This window comes from Pantoea sp. ME81 (genome assembly GCF_903970985.1).
Lineage (GTDB): Bacteria > Pseudomonadota > Gammaproteobacteria > Enterobacterales > Enterobacteriaceae > Pantoea > Pantoea communis.
The window spans coordinates 1-16,732 of the sequence record NZ_CAJCKS010000110.1; the positions used below are offsets into that span (position 1 = coordinate 1).

The following is a 16,732-nucleotide window of genomic DNA, read 5'->3' on the forward strand; positions in this document are numbered from 1 at the left end:
ATGAACCGGGACATGTTCATGGGCCGGGATGTGGGCATGAAGCCGTACCGCATGGCGACCATGTGGACTACCTGGTTGATGGGCATCTGCATCATCCACACGGTGATCATTGCGATAACCATGGGCCGGTTGAGATTGTAGAATCCGCTAAGTCGCTGCCCTGATGCTATCCTCAGAGCCGTGGTGCGCCACTCACGGCTCTCATCAGGAAGAGCATGCTCCGTACTGCAGCCACAGCCGTTGCAATTTAACCACCACATCATTGACGACCTGGTGCCTTCTCGCTCCCGGCGCCCACAATGCCACCAGAGTAATATTGAGTCCCTGATGGCCCACCTCAGTTGGCAAAACTTGCACCTGATGCCATTTCTGCGCCTGAAAATGCGTCGGTAGAAATCCCCAACCTTGCCCCTGCTCCATCAGAGACTGCAACATGGTTCGCTCGTTCACAAACAGTGACTGTCCCGAAATTTGCAGACGGTGCGTGATTTGTTCATCAGCATGCGCATGCATCACCAATTGCGGTTCCAGGGCGAGGTTTAGCAACGTCAGAGGTGAAGCTTGATGAGTGAACAATGCTGTCGCTGCATAAAAGTTCAGTTCAATGGCACCTAACGCGCTCCACTCCATCTCATTACCCAACGAACGATTCACTGCCTGACAAATTGCCAGGTCGGCCTTGCCCGATTTTAGGGCACTCTCAGCTTCGAAACGCGAAGCACACCAGAGACTTAATTGCACCTGCGCCCTGCTGCACTCACTGATGAAAGCCTGCAAAAATAACTGCGGGACAAAAGGGTCATACACCAGCGTGATTTGCTGCATGCGCGACTCCGGCAAGGTCTGCGCGAAAGCTTCAAATGCATGTGCCTGACGTACCAGCAAATGCGCCTGACGATGTAACTGCTCCCCCCTGGATGTCAGCACCAATTTGCGCCCTTCACGCTCAAACAACGAGTAGCCAAGGGCATCCTCCAGGTAATCGATGAGATCGCGCACGGTGGTGCGATCTTTCCTCAGTTTCTCTGCTGCACGGGAAACCGTGCCGAACTCTGCAATCGCCGCAAAGGCTTCAATTTGTGAAAAGGAATAGCGCAGCGCATTCATCTGAAATCCTATGTCTAACATTTGGGGGGAATTTCCCCCATGGGGTGATTTTAACCTCGCCCCATAGATTTCTATACTCGCCGCACTCTTAACTGCACTACAAAGGCACTTTTCATGCAACGTCACACCGTGATTAAACCCCTGCTGTTTTCTCTCTCACTAGCTGTGAGTAGCTATGCAACTGCTGCGACAGAGTGCGATGGCGTGGCGCTCACGCCCTGTCCTGCACCCTTTGATCATCAGTTACCTGAACCTCACCAGATGCTGAGCTGGATTCAAAAAGATCGAGTAGTCGGTTTCCGTAATGATTACCGAAATTATGCGGGAGATGTGTTTCATCATGGGCAAGCGAAGCCACTGGCGCGTGCCAATAACCTGTTAGTCGATGCGCAGTATCAGGTTAATGGCCACACCTATCACCTCGCTGATTACTTAAAACGTGAAAATGTCGCGGGCATGCTGGTGCTGAAAAACGGCAAAGTCGCCTACAAATATTTTGCCGAAGGTAATACCGACACCACCCTGTGGACCTCGCGCTCAGTGGGTAAATCGGTGGTGTCTACACTGGTGGGCATCGCCATCAAGCAGGGAAAAATTCATTCACTGGATGACAACATCACTGAATATGAACCCGAACTGAAGGGAACCGCATGGGATGGCGTAACCCTTAAACAACTCATCCAGCACACTTCCGGCGTGGCATGGAATGAGGATTACACCAATCCGAACTCTGACTTTGCGCAGTTGACCCAGTGCGAAGCGCAAGCTGGCGCCTATGCCTGTGTGCGTAATATCGTCTCTCATCTGAAACGCGCGCATCCTGCGGGTGAACAGTGGTCTTACTCTTCCGGTGGCGCATGGTTGTTGGGGGATGTGCTGGAACGGGCAACAGGCATGTCATTGGCGGCTTACCTGCAGCAAACCGTATGGCAACCCAATGGCATGGCCAGTGATGGCGTCTGGCATGCTTACCAATCAGGAAAGCATGACGTGGGTGCTCATGGTTTCAACGCCACGCTGGAAGATTGGGGTCGCTTTGGTGAATTTATCCTCAACGAAGGTCGCCTGCCCGATGGTCAGCAAATCTTGCCTGACAATTGGGTGAATGACGCAGCAACATGGACACAGGCAAAAGACTCTGTCAGTGCGGCCCATCCGGAGGGTATTTACGGTTATCAATGGTGGAATAATGCTATCCCCGCCAATGCACAACATGTCGTGCCCACTGCAGCAGAGGGGCTGAAGCACTCACTCTGGGCTCTGGGCATTTATGGGCAAATCATTATGGTTAACCGTGCAGAAAACCTGGTCATCGTACAATGGTCAACCTGGCCTCAGGCTGAACCCTCCTTCAGCGCGCAGCCACTCGAAGCGGCTCTGATGTACAGCGCGATTGCACAACAGTTGCATTAAGCCGCATTTATTCGCGCCATACGGGGTGTGGCGCGAAAAATTGCTTGTGGGTATTAGTTTACTTTTCCTCTCATTTGTCGGTTTGGGATTGCCACCCGTACTGGGAAAACTCAAGGATATGACCCACAGTTATCATTCAGGTTTACTGGTGGTGGCGGTGGCACTGATCGCGGATGGCGTGATTGGCATTATCGTCTCGCGACCACCAAATGATCGGTTGAAAACCCTTGCTTATCCGCAGTCTGGCAAGTGAAACGCTTTTTCATGCATTTTAGTTAAATGTTCTGGAAACCGCGCCGATAATTAAGCTACCTTTATCAAAGCGGACCGTAACCGGTCCGTTTACCACAACATCAGGCAATCAAAACTCAATACACCCAGCCTGCGTAATCGCAGAGAAGCACATCGCAAGAAAAGTGTTCAGCTGAGGAAATTCAGCGGAGCGGCAAAAGCTGCACGCATTATGTTCAATGACATAATATCGCCTGAGGTCACACATGTTTGGGGTGAAGAAATCCAGCCTTTCTCTGCCATTTTATAAAAGTGGCGATGTACTCAAAGATATCAATGCAATCAAACAACATGTGGCATGGATTGAGTTTTCGCCCAGCGGTGAAATCCTCAGCGCCAATCCGCAATTCCTTGAGGTGACCGGCTACAGCCTGCATGAGATTCAGGGACAGCATCATCGCATTTTCTGCAGCCCGGCCTACAGCCAGTCATCGGAGTACTTTGCTTTCTGGCAGACGCTGGCCTCAGGTGAATCCGTCACCGGAATTTTTGAGCGCTTTAATAAACAACGCCAACGTTTCTACCTGAGCGCAACGTACTTCCCGGTGAGCGATGATAAGGGCAAAGTCTATAAGGTGATTAAAGTCGCCAGTGATATCACTGCCCGACATGAAGAACTTGAGCATAAAGAGGCAGTGATCACCGCCCTCGACCGCTCTATGGCCGTCATTGAATTCACGCCCGATGGTCATATTTTGACAGCCAACGCGAATTTCCTGACACACATGGGTTACGAGCTCAAAACGATTGTCGGTCAGCATCATCGCTTGTTCTGTTTCGATAACTTTTATCGGGAAAATCCCGAGTTCTGGCGCAAAATCGCTAAGGGACAACACTTTGTCGGGCGCTTTGAGCGGAAGACCGCCGCAGGCGAACGTATCTGGCTGGAGGCGAGCTACAATCCGGTGTTTGATGCCGACGGCAAAGTGTACAAGGTGATCAAAATTGCTTCCGATATCACCACGCGGGTTGAAGCGGCAAAACGGGTCGCTGATATTGCCCTCACTACCTCAGAACAAACTTCGCAAATAACGGATAACGCCAACGAAGTGCTGGATGAAACCATCCGCAACTCCGGTCTGGTGGCAGTGCAGGTCAATGCCGCCACCGATATTGGCACCCAATTAAATGCCTCGGCGAAAAGCATCAACGAAGTGGTGGAAACCATCAACCTGATAGCTTCACAAACCAATATCCTGGCGTTAAATGCCGCGATTGAAGCCGCGCGCGCGGGTGAAGCGGGGCGTGGATTTAGTGTGGTAGCGGATGAAGTGCGGCGTCTGGCGGCTTCCACCTCCAGCGCAACCAAAAAGATCACTCAAGTCGTGGAGCACAACGCCATGCTGATTCATCAGATGGAGCAGCAGTTAGGTGAAGTGAAACAGTTCGTGGTGACCGAGCAGGATAAAATCAGCGTGCTGTCACGCAGCCTGCGAGAAATAAACAGTGGCGTACATGAGTTTGTGAATGTGATTCATCGACTGGATGTTTAAGTGATCCCCCATCAGCGATGCTCAGGCGGCCTGAAGGCCGCCTTTCACTTTTAACGATGCCACGATCGGTCAGTACCTGGCACGCTTTTACATCATCTGCGGTTCGCGAATCGCATTACCTTTGGCAAAGCGCGCCAGACTGTAAGGTTCAGCATCCGTAAACAGCGGTTGGTTATTCACCATCTGCGCACACAATAAGCCCGCTCCAGGACCGATGCCGAAACCATGGCCACTGAAGCCTGAGGCGATAAACAGGCCCGGCACCGTATCCATCTCATCAATCACCGGTACCAGGTCCGGTGTGGTGTCGATCCAGCCCCCCCAGGCATGATCCACTTTGATCCCGGCAAGTTCCGGGTAAAACTGAACCAGCAGTTGCATCGCTTCCTGTACAATCGACGGATCGCCGGCGGGATCGAGCACACGGATCTTTTCAAATGGCGATAAGCTCTGATTCGACCAGGAACCCGCGGCTTCCGGACCATTAAAGAAAGAGCCGTTGATGCGCACTTTGAGTTTTTTGGCAATTTTGCTGCGATACATCGGATAAAACTTGGTGGCATAGCGAATATTTTGCGGAGCCAGGTCGATCTGCCCACGACCGGAGAGTGCCACGGTGTAACTGCCATCCTGACGACGGCGAATGCACAATCCGCCGATGCTCAGACACCCTTTAATCACTTCCGGCGCCACCGTGGTTTTAAACGCTGTACCCAAAATATTGGCGCTCGGCAGTTCAACACCATACTGTTTGCAGAAACGTGAACTCCAGGCACCACCACAGCAGATCACCCGGTTCGCTTTCACTAAGCCGCGCTCGGTCCACACACCGGTGACGCGCCCGCCACTGATATCCAATCCACGCACCGCGCAGTTTTGATGTACTGAAGCACCCAAATTTTTAGCACCCGTGGCGATGGCCGGTGCGGCCATGGAGGGTTCGGCACGCGCATCGCTCGGTGACCACACGCCGCCCACCCATTGGGCCTGTTCACCAATGCGCTCGCGCGTCTCTTTGCCCGTCAATAAGTGGCTAACAAAGCCGATTTGTTTCGCCTGCTTGCCCCAGGCTTCCCAGCGCGCCACATCCGCTTCACTCAGCGTGCCGTAGGTGATTCCCTGGCGGCTAAAGCCAAGATCGAGTCCGATTTCGCCGCTCAACGCTTCCCAACGCTGCAAACTGCGTATCGCCATCGGCAGCTCATACAGATCGCGATTCTGCTGGCGGACCCAGCCCCAGTTGCGTCCCGACTGCTCACCGCCAATCACGCCTTTTTCAAACAGCGCCACGGAAACGCCCTGCTTTGCCAGTTCATAACTGACGGAAGTACCAATAATCCCGCCGCCAATGACGATGACATCCACCGCGCTGGGGAAAGTTTCACTGTCTGCTACGGTATTCACGTTGATGCGCATGATGTTCAATCCTGATCTTTATAAATGTTGCTCAGAGGAAATATGCATGATCCACAACACAGTGGCGTCACTGGACGTCGGGTTAAAAATGTTGTGCGGTAGATGGCTCTGAAATTGAAAACTGTCACCGGGTGTCAAAAGCACGGTATCGCCGTCAATCTCCAGCGTCAGTTCACCCGCCATCACTAAGCCTGCTTTTTCCCCCTTCCCCATTAACATCTCAGCGGACTGCACGCCTGCCGGGATATTGATGAACATGAACTGCAAATCATGGTCGCCCGAGGGGGAAAGCATCTGTTTAGAAATGCCCTGTTTACCCACGTTAAAGTGCGGGCGTTCCGCTGCGCGCCGGACATAATGCTCAGCACCACGAGTGTGAGCTTCGGCCTCTTCCAGAAAGGCCGAAAGTGGGACTTTTAAGACCAGACGCAGTTGTTCCAGCACACGCACTGTCGGATTCGTCAGATTGCGTTCGATCTGACTGATCGCGCCAGCGGAGACATTCGCCAGCAGCGCCAGTTCAGTAATGGTCATATTCCGCGCCTTGCGCACACGTTTTACGCGGGAGCCGATATCCGCTTCCTGCGCACCTGACTCCCCTTTGATGATCGGTTCTTTTTTCATCGGCTGAATTCCATTCGCATCCCTGTCAGCTGAGCTTAAGGGTGTCATCAATCAGGGCATGCCCCATTTGGTTTTAATCGTCTGCAACGTGCCATCCTCTTTCATGCTGGTTAACGCGCTATTGATCTGCGCCATTAACGCATCGTTGCCTTTCTTCACGCCAAACGCCATGGGGGAAACATGCTCCGGTTTATAACCGTCCACTACATGCATGCCTTTTAGTCCACCGGCTTTTTCCTGCGCTTTTAATATCGGATAGTCATTTAATCCGGCCGCCACGCGACCCAGTGACAAATCTCGCGTCATATCCGCAGGGCTGTCGTAGACCTTCACTTCTTTCGCAATACCGCTGGCCATCAGGCTTTGGGTATAATCGGTACCGGCCATGGTGCCTACCACTTCACCCTTAAGATCCTGCCAGGAGTTATACGCTTTTTTATTGTCATCCCGCACGATCAATCCCGCGCCAAAAGCCGTCACCGGTTGAGAGAACGTAATACGTTTCGCGCGCTCTTCAGTCGGTGTCATTCCCGCCACTATCATGTCAATCTTTCCGGCAATAACAGATTGTATCAGCGTGGAAAAAGGGATTGCGCTGTATTGGATGTCCAAATGCTCACGTTTAGCCACTTCTGCGGCCACATCCGGCATAAAACCCTCAATCTTGCCCGTTTGGGTATTGAGAAAGGTAGTGGGTGCACTCGATGGCGGTGAACCCGCGGTTAACACCGCTGCACTGGCATTGAAACTCAACGCAGCCGTAAGGCCGAGGATCATCAACGGGGAACGAATGGCAGACATGGCTCACTCCTGGGTGCAATGAAAGGGATAATGCTCTTTTTCACTATAATGAAAATTGCACACCTGCTGTCAACGATTTATTTAATGAAAATGCGCCAACTCACAAATTAACAATAAAGCCTTTGATTTCACTAAATATCACACCTATAGCTTGTTCGTATGAGCGTAATAAGTAAATGCTATCTCTGTCATGAGAGTAAAGATTGACAGCGATTTGCTATCAACGATATTCATTATAATGAATTTATCGCCTGATTTTAGGGTGACACTACAAGCCAGGAGAACAAAATGGACTGGAGCAGCATCCACCAGTATCTGCCCTTTTTATTGAAAGGGGCTGAAATGACGATCTATATCACCCTTTTGTCTCTGATAATCAGTACGCCATTGGGGTTGATTTTTGCCGCAGCCAAAATGTGTCCGTGGAAAATCATTTCATGGCCAATCGCCACCATCATTAATATCACGCGTGGTCTGCCGATGATTGTGGTGCTGTTTTATATCTACTTTGTCTTCCCGGATATTGGCATCACCCTCACCTCGTTTCAGGCCAGTGTCATTGGTATCGCCTTTTGCTTTTCCACTTACATCGCAGAAATATTTCGTTCCGGCATTGAATCGGTTGATCGCGGGCAGCTTGAAGCCGCGCGATCAATGGGCATGAGTTATGGCAAAGCCATGCGCCGCGTGGTGCTGCCTCAGGCTTTCCATGTTGCCTTACCCCCGTTCAGCAATACGCTCGTGATGATGCTCAAGGACTCTGCGCTTGCCTCGACCATTGCGGTGACGGAAATGACACGTCAGGGCCAGCTGATTGCTGCCTCAACCTTCGATAACACCACGGTGTACACGCTGGTGGCACTGCTGTATCTGGTGCTTTGCCTGCCGCTGCTGGCACTCACCAAGAAGCTGGAAAAACGTCAGATGAAAGGGGCTTAAGATGATTGAAATTCATGAGGTACACAAAAAATTCGGCCCCATTGAGGTGCTGAAAGGCGTGAGTTTCAAGGTCAGCGAAGGTGAAGTGGTTTGCCTGATTGGCCCTTCGGGTTCAGGTAAATCAACCATACTGCGCTGCATCAACGGCCTTGAAACCTATGAAGGCGGCGATATCACCGTACTGGGCCAGCGCGTCAACAACAAGCACAAGAGCATTAACGACCTGCGGCGTCAGATTGGCATGGTGTTTCAGCGTTTCAACCTTTTCCCGCATCGCAGCGTGCTGGAAAACGTGATGGAGGGTCCGATTCACGTCAACGGTGAATCTCGCAACGTGGCGGAAAAGCGCGCCAAAGACTTACTGGCAATGGTAGGTCTGGCTGAGAAAATCAACGCATGGCCAGCCCAGTTATCTGGCGGACAGCAACAGCGCGTGGCGATTGCCCGCACGCTGGCCCTTCAGCCCAAAGCGATCTTATTTGATGAGCCCACCTCCGCGCTTGATCCCGAATTAGTGGGTGAAGTGCTGCAGGTCATGCGCAATCTCGCCCGTGAAGGGATGACCATGATCGTGGTCACCCATGAGATGCAGTTCGCGCGTGAAGTGGCCGATCGCGTCTGCTTCCTGCACAGTGGACAGATTGTAGAACAAGGTCCCGCTGACAACCTGTTACTGCGGCCACAAGAAGCGCGCACGCAAGATTTCCTGCGCCGTGTTCTGGGTAACACCGTTGCGCAGCCCTGCTCATGCTGCCAAACGCTGAGTTAGGCGGCGCTCTCACCCCCTTTCAAAGTGCAGGCAGGCGTCGCCTGGAACCGGCTCAGATGACTGATCGGGGGTGAATGGACGCCGCCCCCCACTTGCAGCGTGAAGCATGGTGAGGAAACAAAAGTTTCTGCCAAAGCCGTGCGAATAATCATTCAAATATGTTATTCGCACGGCAATAAGTCCCCTCAGGTTTTACTGCAATCGCTTAATCTGTATTGAGTTTATTCTCCAATGCACTTTGCCATTGTGGTGAGTGCTATTTGTCACTGCTTACAGGAAAAAGAACTGATGAAAGTGCAAAAAATTGAACAGCCGGCGTTAATTGAAACAATGGAACCCTGGGGCAGCGTGGAAGGCTTACCGGGCAGCGGCACTATTGCGCTTTCCGGTATCCAGAAAGTGATTCCCGGCAAAGAAGATATCGATACGGGTATATTTGAATGCGCAGCAGGTTCCTATCGTCGCTCAGTGAAACAGGCTGAAATTATGCATTTTCTTAACGGCACAGGTTCATTTACTCCTGATGGCGAAGCAACCCTAAATTTTAAACCGGGTGATTCGTTTTTCTTCGAAGCCAATACTGAAGGAACCTGGGTAATTGAAAACACGATGCGTAAACTGTATGTGATTTTTGATGCCAGCTAGTTTATTTCCGCATTTATAAATGGCGCGTTAATTCGCGCCTTTTTTATATCCTTGCTGTGACATCCCGGTGCATATTTTTTCGCCTTGCACCAACAAAACTCAGATCTCCTGCTTATTACTGCCCAGAAACGTCAATTAAATCATGCATAAAAATAATGGCACGCGCCTTGCTATGAAATTGGTAGAGATGTTGGACCAATTAAGGCAGCGCTATGCAATCCCCTTTTGAGCTTCAACCGATAACCACACCGCGCAGTGACACGCTGATTCTTGATGCACTCACGCGTTTTATGGCGCAATCCGGCGCGCAGCCGGGGAGTCGCTTACCGCCTGAACGCGAACTGGCGGAGAAACTCGGGGTGAGCCGCAACACCGTGCGTGAGGCGTTAAAACGCTGGGAAGCACTGGGCATCATTCTGCGTAAGAAAGGCAGCGGCACGTTTTTGCAGGCAGATGTCGGCATCAACGACAGCTTCCTCTCGCTGCGATTCAAAAATGACTCCGCCAATATGCTGCACGCGCTGGAGGTCCGTCGCATTATCGAATCAGAATCCTGTGTGCTGGCTGCACAGCGTGCAAGCGCCGAAGACCTGCTGGAAATCGAACAGCGATTGATAGAAATGGAGCGCGTACATTTGGCGGTCGGCTCAGCCGGTGCCGAAGACTGGGCGTTTCACACCAGCATTTATCGCGCTTCCGGCAATCCTTTACTGCTGCAAATGCTCAACGGCATCTACGACAGCATGCACGCCTTTTTTGAATCGCCACCGGAGCAGGCACTGTTTGCCGACTCCTTCCCGTTACACCGCGATCTCTTCAATGCCATTTGCCAGCGGGATGGTGAAGCCGCGCGCGCCATTTGCCATCAAATTCTCGATATCACTGAACGCGACATGAAGGATGTCATCAATGCCATACGATAAACCGGTCTCGCAACAAACACTTTTGTCCCATGATTTACGCCATGAAAAAGGCGCGGTCACCCCGCCGATCTACCAATCGTCACTGTTCACCTTCAGCGATTACGACAGCATGATTGCCCGCTTCCGTGGCGAAAGCGATCAACCGCTCTATTCGCGCGTCGATAATCCCACAGTCCGAGCGCTGCAGGAGAAAGTTGCCGCACTGGAAGGGGGCGAGGCTTGCCTGGCGTTCGGCAGCGGCATGGCCGCCATCAGCAATGCCATTCTCAGCGTGCTGCAACCCGGCGCAAAAGTGGTGTGTGTTAATCACGTCTATCCCGATACGTATCGCTTCCTGCGTGGCTTCTGCCAGCGTTTTGGTATCACCACCGAGTTCGTCGATGGTGATGATGAAGAGGCAATTCGTGCCGCGCTGCCGGGTGCCAGCCTGCTCTACCTGGAAAGTCCGGTGAGTTGGGTGATGAGCGAGTTGGACCTGAATAAACTGGCCACGCTGGCGCGTGATGCTGGTGCGGTCACCATTATCGATAACAGCTGGGCGTCGCCGATTTTCCAGCAGCCGTTACTGTGTGGGATCGACATCGTGGTGCACTCGGCATCGAAATACATCAGCGGGCACAGTGATGTGGTGGCCGGCCTGGTCATTGCCAGTCTACAGCACATCGGCAATATCGCACGCCACATCAGCCCCTTCCTCGGCGGCAAGCTATCGGCGCATGAAGCCTCATTGCTGATCCGTGGTCTGCGCACGCTCCCCCTGCGCATGAAGCAGCATCACCAAAGCGGCATGGAACTGGCGCAAAAGTTGAGTGCCCATCCACAGATCACGGCGGTATGTCATCCCGGTTTGGCCCCTAAATCCTGGTCATCGCTGCGCGGCTACAGTGGCCTGTTTGCGTTTGAAGTGACCGAACAAATCGATATCCCCGCCTTCTGCAACGCCTTGCACTATTTCCATATGGGGGTGAGTTGGGGTGGATTCGAAAGTCTGGTGATGCCCGCCATCTCAGTCATCAATCAAGCCAGCGAATTTAACTCAGCCGTTGATTTCGGCGTCTCGCCACGTTTGATCCGCATCTCGATTGGGCTGGAAGAGACCGAAGACCTCTGGAACGACCTGCAACAGGCGCTGGCTACCGCAACCCGCGCATAATCACTCACTCCCAGGAGAAGCTGCAATGACGACTCGTTTTGCGATTAACGCACTGGTTTTAGCCATTGGATTGGGTTCAGCACTCAGCAGTATGGCGGCAAAATTAACCGTGGTGGAAGTGATTACCAGCCCGCCCCGCACTGAACTGCTGCAGAAGATGCTGACCGAATACAAAACCCAGCATCCCGGCACGGAAATTGAGCTGATCTCGCTGCCGTGGGGTCAGGCGTTTGAAAAATTAGGCACCATGTTGCAAAGCGGACAAGTGCCCGATGTGGTGGAAATGCCAGATACCTGGCAAGGGCTGTATGCCAGCAACAACATGCTGGAGGATCTGGAACCACGTCTCAAAAGTTGGGATGGCACCGGCCAGTTAACCGATAAAACGCTGGCGATGGCGCGTGCCGCCAATGGCAAAGCCACCATGATCCCTTACGGCTTCTACCTGCGCGCCCTGTTCTGGAATAAGAAACTCTTCCAGCAGGCCGGATTGAGCGAGCCGCCAAAAACCATGGATGAGTTTGCCAGCGATGCTAAACGCATCAGCCAGTTGGGTAACGGCATCAGCGGCTACTGTATGCGCGGCGGCGTCGGCGGCACCAACGCCTGGATGATGTTTATGGCGGCAATGAACGGCTCACCGGATTTCTTCGATAAATCCGGCAACAGTACTCTGACTCAGCCAGGGGCGATCAAAGGGGCGCAGTTGCTGGTCGACATGTACAAACAAGGCGGCGCGCCAAAAGACAGTGTGAACTGGGGCTTTAACGAAATCGTCTCCGGTTTCTATTCCGGCAAGTGCGCCATGCTCGATCAGGACCCCGATGCGCTGATTGCGATTAAAAACAGCATGGCCGCCGATGATTTTGCCGTTGCACCGATGCCTGTCGGACCGTCGGGTAAAGCTTTCCCTACCATTGGTTATACCGGCTGGGCGATGTTTAAACAGGGCAAACAAAAAGATCTCGCCTGGCCACTCATCACCTTCCTGAGTAATAAGACCAACAACCTCGCATGGGCAAAATTTGTTGGCACCCTGCCGATTTATAAAGGTGCCGAGCAGGATCCTTTCTATCAAACACCGCAGTTTGCCGGCTGGTTTAAAGAGTTAAACGATCCGAACTATGTGCCTTTGACCATGCCGACACACCTGAAAGGCTGGGGTTACTTTAACTCGGTGATTGTGAAAGAGAGCAGCCAGGAAACCCTGCTGGGTGAAAACGACACCGAAGACATGGTGAAAGACTGGGCTAAATATTTGACCAAAGAGCAGAAAAGCTGGCTCGCCACGCAGTAATCACCGATCGCGCGGAGAACAATGATGATGTTAGAAACCTCACTTGATGCCCGCTCACCGCGCCCGCGCTACACGCGCTGGATGCGGCTGGCTGAGCCGTGGTTTTATCTTTCGCCGGGACTGTTGCTGATCGCCTTGTTTATTTTTGTGCCGATGGCGATCGGCATTTCCTACGCGTTTCAGAGCATGAATCTGCTCAATCCGATGGATAGCGGGTGGGTGGGCTGGGAAAACTTTGCCGAAATGTTTGACGATCGGCGCTTTTTTAAAGCACTCGGTCACACGCTGAACTGGACGCTCAGCTCACTGCTGTTGCAGTTTTTCTTCGGTCTGGCGTTAGCGCTGCTGCTCAACCGCGAATTTCGTTTTCGTCGCTGGGTGCAGGCGCTGGTGTTTCTGCCCTGGGCGGTGCCCGCCTTTCTCTCCGGCCTGACCTGGTCCTGGCTGCTTAACCCGGTGGTTGGCCCGTTACCACAGTGGCTGAGCGATCTCGGGTTACTGAGCGAGCCATACAATATCTTGTCCGATCCTCAGTTGGCCATGTGGGGACCGATCATTGCTAACGTCTGGTTTGGTATTCCGTTTTTTGCCATTACCCTGCTGGCCGCTTTGCAATCCATCCCGAAAGATCTGTATGAAGCGGCTTCGATTGACGGTGCCAGCGGCTGGCAACAATTCTGTCGCGTCACGCTGCCCTTCCTGGCACCGATGATCGCCATCACCGTAATGCTACGTACCATCTGGATCGCCAACTTCGCCGATCTGATCGTGGTGATGACCGACGGTGGCCCCGCCGGATCCACCTCGATTCTCTCCAGCTACATCTTCACCACCGCCTATCGCAAACTCGATTTTGGCTATGCCTCGGCAATGGCGGTATTTCTGTTACTGCTGATGACCTGCTACGCGCTGGTTCTGCTGCGCATTCGTCATCAACTGTTGAAATAAGGAGGCGAAATGAAACTGTTACCCATGATTGGCCATCGCCTGAGTATTGGCGTCTATCTGCTGTTTGCCCTGTTTCCGCTCTACTGGATCATTAAGATTTCAGTCACGCCGGATCAATTGCTGTTCAGTCAGGGCGTCACGCTGTTGCCGGGCGGCTTCACCTTAGGCCACTTCCAAAAAGTGCTGACCGACAGTGATTTCCCCACCTTCTTCAGTAATAGCCTGATTGTCTCGTTCAGCACCGCATTCCTGACCACGCTGATTGCTGCCGGTGCCGGTTATGCGTTCTCGCGTTTCCATTTTCGCGGCAAGATGGTGATGGCGGCGCTGCTGTTGTTCACACAGATGTTCCCCTTGGTGATGATCATCGCCCCGATTTATCGCGTGATGGCCCCGCTCGGCCTGACCAACAGTCTTCTGGGTCTGGTGCTGATTTACACCGCCTTTAACGTCCCGTTTGCCACCTTTTTGATGCAGTCATTCTTTGATGCCATTCCCAAAGATCTGGAAGAGTCTGCGATGCTGGAGGGCTGCACACGTTTTCAGGCGCTGTATCGGGTACTGGTTCCGCTGACGTTACCGGGAATGGCGGCAACGCTCGGCTTCGTGTTTACCGCGGCATGGAGCGAACTGCTGTTCTCGCTGATGCTGATCAACAAAAACGAAGTGATGACCTTCCCGGTGGGTTTACTCAGCTTCGTCTCCAAATTTGCCGTTTCATGGGGTGAAATGATGGCAGCCGCCGTAATGGCGCTGATTCCTGCCTGTCTGTTCTTCGCCTTTATTCAACGATATCTGGTTCAGGGTCTGACCGCTGGCGCGGTTAAGGGGTAAACATGGCAGAAATTACACTGGCGCAGATCGACAAACGCTACGGCAATGTTGAAGTCCTGCGCGATATCAACCTCACGATTAACGATGGTGAGTTCGTGGTGTTGGTCGGGCCGTCCGGCTGTGGCAAATCCACCTTACTACGCACCATTGCGGGTCTGGAACTGGCGAGTAGCGGCGATCTCCGCATCGGAAAACGACTGATGAATGATGTCGCCCCGAAAGATCGTGATATCTCAATGGTGTTTCAGAGTTATGCTCTCTACCCGCACCTGACGGTGGCACGCAACATGGGCTTTAGCCTCGAAATCCAGAAACGTCCGCGTGCGGAGATTGAGGAGAAAGTGAAGCGAGCGGCGGATATCCTTAATCTTTCACATCTTCTGGATCGTCGTCCTAAAGAACTGTCCGGCGGCCAGCGCCAGCGTGTGGCGATGGGACGCGCGATCGTGCGCCAGCCGCAGGTCTTTCTGTTTGATGAACCGCTCTCCAATCTGGATGCACAACTGCGCGGCAAGATGCGCGTCGAGATTAAACGCCTGCATCAGCAGATGAACAACACTATCGTGTATGTCACGCATGATCAGGTTGAGGCGATGACGCTGGCCGACCGGATTGTGGTGCTGAACCACGGAGTTATCCAACAAGTCGGCACACCACTGGAACTGTATGACACGCCAGCCAACAAGTTTGTCGCCAGCTTTATCGGATCACCGTCGATGAACTTTATCAACGGCGTTGTCACCCCGAATGGCGTGCGCATCGGCGACAGCGCGCTACTGCCGGCAAACCCGGCATGGGCCAATCAGCCTGAAGGTCGCGAAGTCATTTATGGCATCAGACCTGAAAACATCGCACTGGCTTCAGCAGGTTCTCCACACGCGCTGCCACTGGAGGTTTCTCTCGTCGAACCCACCGGTTTATCCGAGCTCATCCACGGCAACTTATTCGGGCATGAGGTGATGCTGTTTACCACCCAACGTTCCGGTGCCGCAGCAGGCGATATGATTGCCGTTGAAGTGGATTATGCGCGTGCGATGCTGTTCGATGCCGCGTCACAAAAGCGTTTGTAACCGCCGCCGTGTTGCTTTAGCGGCAATGCGGCGTTGCCAGGATACCTTTACCCGGCAACGCGCACGAGTGATAGCCTTGAAGCGAGAACATTCGCGAACGAAACAGGGTTAAGGAGCGTTATGAGCATTATCAATCCCGCCGGTTTGAAGGCGCGCAGCTATTACAATCACGTCAAAATTCGTCCCGGAACGCCGGTATTCCCTACCGGGCAAGTTGCGTGGGATGAAGAAGGAAACGTGGTCGGCGTTGGGGATATGCAGCAGCAGGTCGAGCAGGTATATGCCAATATCGATCGCCTCCTGGAGGGGTTGGGGGCACAGCGTGACTGGATTGTACGTACCACCACTTATGTTACCGACCTGGCGCTGGTGCCGCATATTCATCCGGTACGCCAGCGCTTCTTTGAAGGACTTGAGTTACCTGCCAGCACGCTGTTTCAGATCTCTGCGCTCGCCGAACCGGAATTGCTGTTGGAAATTGATGTGGTAATTATGTTGCCCTGAACATAACGGGAGGCACTTGCCCTCCCGTTCTTTAAGTTACAGCGCTGAGAGTTGATGGAACCCCCGGTCGTGATACAACAGCGGTTGCCCATCACTATTGGGGTGTGACACGTGGGTCACCTCGCCAAGAAATATCGCATGCGTATGCCAGTCAACGGTATTAACTAATTTGCAGCTAAACGCCACCAGCGCATCCGCCGCCACTGGCGAACCTTCAGCATCCTGATGCCATTCACCTGTTGCAAAACGTTCCGCACGACGCGCTGCGGTACTGAAAATATCCACTAATCCCAGCGCATCAGCCGCCAATACGTTGACGCAAAAATGGCCGCTACGCTGAATCAGTTCAAACATCGAAGCATTGCGATTGACACACACCAACAGCGTGGGGGGTTCAGCGCTGACCGACGTCACCGCCGTGGCGATCATCCCGCCCGGCTGTTGTTGATCAGCGCTGGTAATCAGGCAGACGCCCGCCGCCAGTTGGCGCATACCGCCGCGATAG

General features: G+C 53.0%; 17 protein-coding genes and 1 pseudogene. 13 read left to right on the forward strand and 5 right to left on the reverse strand.

Going from position 1 to position 16,732, the window contains the following annotated elements; translation table 11 throughout:
* Nucleotides 1–204: 204 nt before the first annotated feature.
* Entirely contained in the window at nucleotides 205–1,107 is a 903-nt protein-coding gene (locus H7A81_RS18190; protein WP_182058312.1) for a LysR family transcriptional regulator, read from the reverse strand.
* Nucleotides 1,108–1,221: 114 nt separating this feature from the next.
* Here H7A81_RS18190 and H7A81_RS18195 point away from each other — a divergent pair, with 114 nt between their 5' ends.
* The 3 genes and pseudogenes from H7A81_RS18195 to H7A81_RS27920 all read left to right on the forward strand — a co-directional run bounded on the left by H7A81_RS18195 (nucleotide 1,222) and on the right by H7A81_RS27920 (nucleotide 4,304).
* A complete protein-coding gene (locus H7A81_RS18195) occupies nucleotides 1,222–2,520 on the forward strand; it encodes a serine hydrolase (RefSeq protein WP_182058303.1) in 1,299 nt (432 codons plus the stop codon).
* 70 nt (nucleotides 2,521–2,590) lie between these two features.
* Nucleotides 2,591–2,773, forward strand: a pseudogene (locus H7A81_RS18200) (MFS transporter); the annotation flags it as partial.
* 244 nt (nucleotides 2,774–3,017) lie between these two features.
* Nucleotides 3,018–4,304 (forward strand): PAS domain-containing methyl-accepting chemotaxis protein, encoded by a 1,287-nt coding sequence (locus tag H7A81_RS27920; protein ID WP_058961052.1) that lies wholly within the window; start codon nucleotides 3,018–3,020, stop codon nucleotides 4,302–4,304.
* Nucleotides 4,305–4,391: 87 nt separating this feature from the next.
* Here the strand turns inward: H7A81_RS27920 and H7A81_RS18210 are convergent, their stop codons facing one another.
* The 3 genes from H7A81_RS18210 to H7A81_RS18220 are packed head-to-tail and all read right to left on the reverse strand — an operon-like array spanning nucleotide 4,392 to nucleotide 7,145.
* Nucleotides 4,392–5,720, reverse strand: coding sequence for an FAD-binding oxidoreductase (locus tag H7A81_RS18210; RefSeq protein ID WP_182058304.1), 1,329 nt, complete (start codon nucleotides 5,718–5,720; stop codon nucleotides 4,392–4,394).
* Nucleotides 5,721–5,738: 18 nt separating this feature from the next.
* Complete coding sequence (locus H7A81_RS18215; protein ID WP_160867656.1) at nucleotides 5,739–6,344, reverse strand: cupin domain-containing protein; 606 nt, start codon at nucleotides 6,342–6,344, stop codon at nucleotides 5,739–5,741.
* Between the two features lie 51 nt (nucleotides 6,345–6,395).
* A complete protein-coding gene (locus H7A81_RS18220; RefSeq protein WP_045833160.1) occupies nucleotides 6,396–7,145 on the reverse strand; it encodes a transporter substrate-binding domain-containing protein in 750 nt (249 codons plus the stop codon).
* A 288-nt stretch (nucleotides 7,146–7,433) separates the two neighbouring features.
* Between H7A81_RS18220 and H7A81_RS18225 the strand changes: the two genes are divergently transcribed.
* The 10 genes from H7A81_RS18225 (at nucleotide 7,434) to H7A81_RS18270 (ending at nucleotide 16,227) form a co-directional block, all read left to right on the forward strand.
* Nucleotides 7,434–8,084 carry an amino acid ABC transporter permease gene (locus tag H7A81_RS18225; RefSeq protein ID WP_058961056.1) on the forward strand — a complete coding sequence of 217 codons (651 nt, stop codon included), beginning with the start codon at nucleotides 7,434–7,436 and terminating at the stop codon, nucleotides 8,082–8,084.
* 1 nt (nucleotide 8,085) lies between these two features.
* Nucleotides 8,086–8,853 carry an amino acid ABC transporter ATP-binding protein gene (locus tag H7A81_RS18230; protein ID WP_034829813.1) on the forward strand — a complete coding sequence of 256 codons (768 nt, stop codon included), beginning with the start codon at nucleotides 8,086–8,088 and terminating at the stop codon, nucleotides 8,851–8,853.
* A 288-nt stretch (nucleotides 8,854–9,141) separates the two neighbouring features.
* Nucleotides 9,142–9,498: a cupin domain-containing protein gene (locus H7A81_RS18235; RefSeq protein ID WP_045815471.1), complete on the forward strand. Its 357-nt coding sequence runs from the start codon at nucleotides 9,142–9,144 to the stop codon at nucleotides 9,496–9,498.
* 212 nt (nucleotides 9,499–9,710) lie between these two features.
* On the forward strand, nucleotides 9,711–10,421 hold the full coding sequence (locus H7A81_RS18240; protein WP_182058305.1) for a FadR/GntR family transcriptional regulator: 711 nt from the start codon (nucleotides 9,711–9,713) through the stop codon (nucleotides 10,419–10,421).
* Nucleotides 10,408–11,574 (forward strand): PLP-dependent transferase, encoded by a 1,167-nt coding sequence (locus H7A81_RS18245; protein ID WP_182058306.1) that lies wholly within the window; start codon nucleotides 10,408–10,410, stop codon nucleotides 11,572–11,574. Before H7A81_RS18240 ends, H7A81_RS18245 begins: the two co-directional genes overlap by 14 nt.
* Nucleotides 11,575–11,599: 25 nt before the next feature.
* Nucleotides 11,600–12,871 carry a sugar ABC transporter substrate-binding protein gene (locus tag H7A81_RS18250; protein ID WP_182058307.1) on the forward strand — a complete coding sequence of 424 codons (1,272 nt, stop codon included), beginning with the start codon at nucleotides 11,600–11,602 and terminating at the stop codon, nucleotides 12,869–12,871.
* Nucleotides 12,872–12,895: 24 nt separating this feature from the next.
* The gene (locus tag H7A81_RS18255; RefSeq protein WP_182058308.1) at nucleotides 12,896–13,819 is read left to right on the forward strand and encodes a carbohydrate ABC transporter permease; all 924 of its coding nucleotides are present in this window, start codon (nucleotides 12,896–12,898) and stop codon (nucleotides 13,817–13,819) included.
* 9 nt (nucleotides 13,820–13,828) lie between these two features.
* Nucleotides 13,829–14,653 carry a carbohydrate ABC transporter permease gene (locus H7A81_RS18260; RefSeq protein WP_182058309.1) on the forward strand — a complete coding sequence of 275 codons (825 nt, stop codon included), beginning with the start codon at nucleotides 13,829–13,831 and terminating at the stop codon, nucleotides 14,651–14,653.
* A gap of 2 nt (nucleotides 14,654–14,655) precedes the next feature.
* Nucleotides 14,656–15,723 (forward strand): ABC transporter ATP-binding protein, encoded by a 1,068-nt coding sequence (locus H7A81_RS18265; protein ID WP_182058310.1) that lies wholly within the window; start codon nucleotides 14,656–14,658, stop codon nucleotides 15,721–15,723.
* A gap of 120 nt (nucleotides 15,724–15,843) precedes the next feature.
* Nucleotides 15,844–16,227 (forward strand): RidA family protein, encoded by a 384-nt coding sequence (locus tag H7A81_RS18270; protein WP_058961064.1) that lies wholly within the window; start codon nucleotides 15,844–15,846, stop codon nucleotides 16,225–16,227.
* Nucleotides 16,228–16,263: 36 nt separating this feature from the next.
* Here the strand turns inward: H7A81_RS18270 and H7A81_RS18275 are convergent.
* Nucleotides 16,264–16,732, reverse strand: a 469-nt coding sequence (locus tag H7A81_RS18275) for a flavin reductase family protein (RefSeq protein WP_182058311.1), incomplete at its 5' end; no start/stop codon positions are given.